Annotated in this window: 5 protein-coding genes; all 5 read left to right on the top strand. The window is 75.4% G+C overall.

Features of this window, described 5'->3' with window-relative positions; translation table 11 throughout:
* On the top strand, positions 1-589 hold a 589-nt coding region (locus tag D450_RS0126385), incomplete at its 5' end, for an SbtR family transcriptional regulator (RefSeq protein ID WP_017541624.1).
* Between the two features lie 119 nt (positions 590-708).
* Positions 709-936 (top strand): hypothetical protein, encoded by a 228-nt coding sequence (locus D450_RS0126390; protein ID WP_017541625.1) that lies wholly within the window; start codon positions 709-711, stop codon positions 934-936.
* A gap of 98 nt (positions 937-1,034) precedes the next feature.
* Positions 1,035-1,925, top strand: a complete 891-nt coding sequence (locus D450_RS0126395; protein WP_017541626.1) for an SAM-dependent methyltransferase — start codon at positions 1,035-1,037, stop codon at positions 1,923-1,925.
* 198 nt (positions 1,926-2,123) lie between these two features.
* Positions 2,124-4,205, top strand: a complete 2,082-nt coding sequence (locus D450_RS0126400; RefSeq protein WP_083932808.1) for a serine/threonine-protein kinase — start codon at positions 2,124-2,126, stop codon at positions 4,203-4,205.
* On the top strand, positions 4,202-5,047 hold an 846-nt coding region (locus D450_RS31410; protein WP_017541628.1), incomplete at its 3' end, for a serine/threonine-protein kinase. The genes D450_RS0126400 and D450_RS31410, both read left to right, overlap by 4 nt.

Genomic DNA, 5,047 nt, shown 5'->3' on the forward strand with positions numbered 1-5,047 from the left:
TAGCAACCACGGAGGTGACGCCATGCCCGAGCAGCAGCGCTCGGACGCCCGGCGCAACTACGCGCGCATCCTCGCGGTGGCCGAGCAGGAGGTGGCCGCCCACGGCGCCGACGCCTCCCTCGAGCAGATCGCCCGCACCGCCGGCGTCGGCTCGGCGACCGTGCGCCGGCACTTCCCCAGCCGTCGCGCACTGCTGGAGGCGGTCTCCCGGAGCCGCATCGCGGCACTGGCCGACCGCGCCCGCGAGCTGGCCGGCGCGGGCGACGGCCGGAGCGCCCTCCTGGAATGGCTGGGCGAGCTCGTCGCCTACTGCGTCGCGGCGCGGGGTCTGGCGGCCGCGCTGGCCTACGACGGGGCCGGGGCCGACGCGGTGCACGAGAACGCCTGCTCGGCGCCGATCGAGGAGGCCGCCGAACCCCTGCTGCGCCGAGCGGTGCAGGAGGGGGCGGTGGCGGAGGGCACCACCGTCGCGGACCTGATCACGCTGATCGTCGGCATCACGTTGGCCACGGAGCAGCACCCCGACCCCGCGGAAGCGGCGGACCGCCTCTTCCGCATGGCCGTGGCCGGCCTGAGCCCGGCGGCCTGACCCGCCCACCGGGGCCCCGCCCTGCCGTCTCGGCGATCGCACACCGCAGGCGGCAACCTTTGAGCCTCTGGGGACCGTCTTCCCCTCCACAGACCCTGGTCCATCCCGGGAGGTTGGCCATGTCCGTCGAGCCCTACTCGGTCCAGTGGAACGCAGGAAACGGGCACTGGGTGATCAAGTCCGGCACCCGCAGCCTCGTGCCCCGGCCGCGCGGTGCCTCCCGGTACGAGTACGCGCCCACGGTGACCCTGCGCTGCTGCAACTGCGCCTGGGAGTACAGGGACGTCCCGCACGACGAGGCCGAGGACCTCGTCGACCGGCACGCCGAGGACGTCGCGGAGGTCTGAACCGCCTACATGTGGCCGGAATCGGCCCCCTGCAGGCCTGCCGACACCATTAGGCTCCCCAGGACCGGCGTCTCACCCCCCACCGGAACGGACCCCGCATGACCGACGGCCCCGCCGGCCCGTACGCCCCGCACAGCCCGGAAAGCCCGCACAGCCCCGCCTGGATGAAGCCTGCCGCCGACGTCTCCGGCGGTGAGGGGCGGCCCGCCCCGGACATCGACACCACCGTCTCCCACCCGGCCCGCATCTGGGACTACTGGCTCGGCGGCAAGGACAACTTCGCCGCCGACCGGGAGATGGGCGACCGTGTCCTGGAGGCCATCCCCGACATGGCCGCCAACGCCCGCGCCGACCGCGGGTTCCTCGCGCGGGCGGTGCGCTGCATGGCGGCCGAGCACGGGGTGCGCCAGTTCCTCGACATCGGCACCGGCATCCCCGGGCCCGGCAACACCCACGAGATCGCCCGGCGGACCGACCCGGGCGCCCGTGTGGTCTACGTCGACAACGACCCGGTGGTGCACGCCCACGCCACGGCCCGGCTCACCGACGGCGCCCCCGGCTCCACCGACTACCTCCACGCCGACCTGCGCGAGCCGCGGACCGTCCTGGACGGCGCCGCACGCACCCTGGACCTGGACGAACCGGTCGGGGTCATGTTCCTGGCGGTGCTGGAGTTCGTCCCCGACAACGCCCAGGCGCGCCGGATCGTCACCGAGGTCATGGACGCGGTCCCGCCCGGCAGCCTCCTGGCGCTGTCGCTGAGCACCGCCGAGATCCGCCGGGAGAACGCCGAGCGCGGCGCCCGTATCTGGAACGAGGGCGGTTCCACGCCCCTGCTCCTGCGCAGCGCCGCCGACATCGAGGCGATGTTCGACGGCCTGGAACTGCTCGACCCGGGCGTGGTCTCCTGCACCGACTGGCGCCCCGACGGCATCGTGCGCCCGTCGGACCGCGTCGCCCAGTACTGCGGCCTGGCCCGCAAGCCCTGAGCGGGCCTGCCGCCCACACCGCGCCGCCACGGTGCTCCGCCGAGCGGTGCGGCGATCCCCCACTGGAGCCGGCGCCGACCCGGCGAGCCGCTCGCGGCCGNTCCGCCCGGAGAAGACGGAGCCGCGACCGGACCGGGGCCGCTCACTGCTCCTGCGCGCGTCGTCGGCGGCTCATAAGAGAAGACCGAGGAGAGCACCATGAGGATGGCCGATCCCCTGGAAAAGGGGGACCCGCGCCGTGTCGGCCCTTACCGCATCCAGGGGCGCCTGGGAAGTGGGAGTACGGGCCGCGTCTACTTGGGCCGGTCCCGGGGCGGACGGCCGGTCGCGGTCAAGGTCGTGGCCCCCGAACTGGCCGACGACGAGGACTTCCGGCGCCACTTCGCACCGGCCGTGGCGGCGGCACGCGGCGTCGGCGGGCTGTCCACCGCCCAGGTGGTCGACGCCGGCCCCGAAGCGGATCCGCCGTGGCTGGCCACGGCCTACATCCCGGGCCCCACTCTGGCGCGGGCCGTGGCCGAGCACGGACCGCTGGGCGAGGACGGCGTCCGGGTGCTCGGTGCCGGACTGGCCGAGGGCCTCGGCGCCGTCCACACCGCCGGCCTGGTGCACGGCAGGCTCGGACCGGGGGAGGTGATCCTGGCCGAGGACGGCCCGCGCGTCACCGACTTCGCACTCGCCCGCGCCGTCGAGGCGGCCCACCCGTCACTGACCGTCGATGCGGCACTCGGGCGGTTCCTCGCACCGGAGCAGGTCCTCGGTTCCGGGACGGGCCCGGCGGCGGACGTCTTCGCCCTCGCCGGCGTGCTGGTCTTCGCCGCCACCGGGCGCGCCCCCTTCGGCGACGGGCAGGGGGGCGACGCGCTGCGCCGCGTGGTCGAGGACGCACCCGACCTCACCGGGGTCCCGGGGGCGCTGACCGGGCTGCTCGGGGAGTGCTTCGCCAAGGATCCCGGCGCACGGCCCGCCCTCGCGGACGTGCTCTTCCGGCTGTCCGGTCCGGGAGCTCCGGGCGGTCCGGGCGCCCACGGGTGGCCGCCCGGCGTCGCCGCCATGATCAGAGGGGAGCGGGCGCCCGCGGCCCGGCGGCCCGGGCGCAGGACCGTCCTGCTGGCGGCGGGCGCGGGCGCGCTCGCCGCTGCGGCGGTGCCCGCGGGGCTCTTCCTCGCCGGCCGCCGGGAGGACGGCGGCGACGGCGGGACCGGGGGCGGAGAGGGGGGCGGGGAGGCCCCGGCGGAGGCGACGCTCACGCTGGCCGCGACCCTCGACCTCGACGCCGGTGAGGCCTTCGGCCCGATCGCGTTCAGCGGGGACGGCGCGGTGCTGGCGGTCGGCCTCGACGACGGTGTCGCGCTCTGGGAGACGGAGTCCCGGTCCGAGCGCACCCGCCTGCCGATCACCGGGACCCTGGTCCAGGACGTCGCGTTCGGTCCCGGAGGGCTCCTCGTCGGGGGCTACAGGGCCGAGCCGGACATGGACTTCGGGGCAGGCGGGGAAGGCCTGGTGATGGACGTCGGCGAGGTCGCGGTGTGGGAGGTCGCCGCCGGCGGGGAGGAGGAGATCGCCGCCGTGGCCACAGAGTCCGAGGGCGGGACCCAGCTGGAGGTCATGACGGCGGTGGCGGTGAGCCCGGACGGCGCGACGATCGCAGGGGCCCGATCCGGGGGCCCGGCTTTCGGCCAGACCGTTCTGTGGGACGCCGCCTCGGAGGAACTCCTCGAAACCCTGGTCATCGGCGAGGACCAGGAGGGAGGGGACACGGCCACCGCCGGAGCGCGCAGCGTCGCCTTCAGCCCGGACGGCACGCTCCTGGCGGTGGGCTACGGGAACGGGGACCTGGGAGGCGGGGTCGTGCTCTTCGACACCGGCTCCTACTCACCGGTGGCGACCCTGTCCCTGGACGACACCGGCGCATTCGGCGTCACCGAGCTCGCGTTCAGCCCGGACGGCTCCCTGCTGGCCGGCGCCTTCAGCGGGATCGCCCTGTGGGACGTCGAATCCCGGGAACTGGTGCACACGCTCGGCGGCGCCGAGGCCGGGTTTCAGACGGTCGCGTTCAGCCCGGACGGCGCGATGGTGGCCAGCGGCGGCTACCACCGTGGTTCCGGTGGAGAGGCGTACCTGTGGGACGTGTCCTCCGGTGAGTACATCGCCTCCGCCGTCGCCGGCCGCAGTGGCCCCGCCGACCTGGCGTTCAGCCCCGACGGCCGCATCCTGGCCGTCACCACCGACGGCTCCGATCTGGAAACGGTCGTCCAGCTCTGGGAGGTCGCCCGATGAAGCGGCTGAATGAGGCGGACCCCCGGAGCATCGGCCCGTACCGGCTGTTGCGCAGGCTGGGGAGCGGCGGCATGGGACAGGTGTTCCTGGGCCTCTCGCCGGGCGGGCGGCTGGTCGCCGTGAAGGTCGTGGCCCCCGGCCTGGCCGAGGACGAGGACTTCCGGCGCCGCTTCGCGCTGGAGGCGGCCGCGGCGCGCGAGGTCGGCGGGTTCTACACCGCACAGGTGGTGGACGCCGACCCCGATGCGGACCGTCCCTGGCTGGTCACCGCGTACATCCCCGGCCCTTCCCTGAGCCAGGCCGTGCGCGCGCACGGGCCGCTGCCGCACCGGGCGCTGCGGGTCCTGGGATCGGGGCTGGCCGAAGGGCTGGCGGCGATCCACGGCTGCGGCCTGGTCCACCGCGACCTCAAACCCGGGAACGTGATCCTCGCCGACGACGGCCCGCGCATCATCGACTTCGGCATCGTGCGGTCCCTGGACGCCCATCAGGCGACCACGGCCGTGATCGGCACCCCCGGGTACATGTCCCCCGAGCAGGCGCGCGGCCGCCCGACCGGGCCCGAGTCCGACATCTTCGCCCTGGCGTGCGTGCTCGCGTTCGCGGCCACCGGCCGTAGTCCCTACGGCACCGGCGGGGCCGCGGCCGTCGTCTACCGGACCGTGCACGAGAGACCGGACCTGACCGGCGTGCCTCCGGAACTGGCCCCCTTCCTGAGCGCGTGCCTGGCCCGGGAGCCGGAGGCCCGGCCGGGCGTGGCCGAGGCCCTGGAGCACCTGTCGGTGTCGGCCGAGGACGGCGGGGACGCCGGGGACGACGGGCACCCCCAGTGGCTCCCCGCC

The sequence above is a fragment of the Nocardiopsis halophila DSM 44494 genome, assembly GCF_000341245.1.
Lineage (GTDB): Bacteria > Actinomycetota > Actinomycetes > Streptosporangiales > Streptosporangiaceae > Nocardiopsis_A > Nocardiopsis_A halophila.